Consider the following 1485-nt stretch of genomic DNA (forward strand, 5'->3'; position numbering starts at 1 on the left):
ACGTATGGCCAAGCTGCTTTTGAACGTAACGCTCGTCGACCTCAGCCGATGAGGCAAGACCGGCGCGCAAGGAATGACCGGAAAATTTCTCTGCACGATCGCCTTCGGACAGGTCGCCACGAACCCCGGCTGCGAGGGCGGTGCGTTTGACCAGCCGCGCCACTTCCTGGTCGTTGAGCCGCTCGGCTGCAACTGCTTTGCCGTTTCCGGTGACGCGTCGAAACAACGGCCCATGGCCGACCCTCGCCAGTTTCAGCCAGGTTTGCACCGCCACAACCGGGCATGTGGCATCGGACGAGCCACGGCCGATCTCGACCTCGCGCCAGCCGGTCTTTCCGCGCAATGCGACGAGAACGCCTTTGTCCAAAACCTCGATCCAGCCGCGGCCGTCCTGGGTTTGGTCCCTGGCAACGTCCAGGCCAACGATTTCAGAACGCCGCAGGCCGCCGGCGAAACCCAACAGGAGCATGGCGCGGTCGCGCAGGCCGCGCAACGTTCCACGGTCAAGGGTCTCGAGCATGGCAATCAGGTCTTCAGTCAGAATGGCTTCCTTTTGCCGGGGAGGGGAGGCGTGGGTGTTGCGAATGCCGGCCAGCACAGTGGCGATATGCCGGTCCTTCCTGTCCAATGGCTGGCCACGCTGAGAAAAATTCCAGGTCATCGAGGAGAGACGTCGCTCGATGGTCGAGACGGCGTTCGGCTTCTTGTCGCCCGTCACCTTACCGGACGCGCAGGCCGTGATGTAAAGGCCAACGACCTGCGGGTCGGGCGGCAACACATCGAGATGCTGGCGGCGCGCCCAGGCGCAAAAATGCTTCCAATCGGCGGCGTAGGCGCGCCGGGTGTTCGCCGAGCTTGCTGCCTCGACGTAATCGCGCGCGCGCTCGGCGAGCCCTTCCAGGTGCGCCGGCAGGGGAGGGGCGTTTTGCGGCTCGCAGGGTGCCTGCGCCATTTCCATGACGATATCGACAATATCAGGCAAGTCGTCGGCTGGAGGCGAGGGAGGGGAGGTGCTGGCGATCGCGGTCGTGCTGTGGGACGGCACTGAGCTGTCCTCAGGACGATTTTCGCGGCTCAGGTCGACGATAGGGGCCATTCTGCTAGCATGGCTTGTAACGAACGATAATGCAACATTATCATTCATTATATCTGCACGACAGGCTGTGCGTTTTTGCGCGAAAGCCATGGCCATAAGCGCACCGGCACTTTACCCTCCAAATCATGATTCGCCTTGATCCCGCGACCGCCAGCTCGGGTGCGCCGCCCTCCGTTCCGGCTTGGGCGATCACAAACGCCGGCGCGCCGAGCGACGGCGCCGCCGCCTTCCGGGCCGGCGCCGCCCTGGGTGTCCTCGACACGCTCGCCCGCGCACAGCCTGCCTGGGCCGGCGTTTGGCGGCAGCGGCTGGCGCTGAGCTGCGCCGCCGCCAGCATGCGGCTCGCCGGCCGCGCCGAGGACGCGGCCGCCTTGCGCGACGCCTGGTAT

General features: G+C 65.1%; 2 protein-coding genes. One reads left to right on the forward strand and one right to left on the reverse strand.

Features of this window, described 5'->3' with window-relative positions; all coding sequences use genetic code 11:
- Nucleotides 1–1096: site-specific integrase (locus EN879_RS35570; RefSeq protein WP_164774825.1), on the reverse strand; the 1096-nt coding region annotated here is incomplete at its 3' end.
- Nucleotides 1097–1221: 125 nt separating this feature from the next.
- Here EN879_RS35570 and EN879_RS35575 point away from each other — a divergent pair.
- Nucleotides 1222–1485 (forward strand): DUF1403 family protein (locus tag EN879_RS35575; RefSeq protein WP_127274699.1); only part of this gene is annotated, 264 nt, incomplete at its 3' end.

Origin of the sequence: Mesorhizobium sp. M7A.F.Ca.AU.002.02.1.1 (assembly GCF_003998535.1) — a bacterium.
Lineage (GTDB): Bacteria > Pseudomonadota > Alphaproteobacteria > Rhizobiales > Rhizobiaceae > Mesorhizobium > Mesorhizobium ciceri.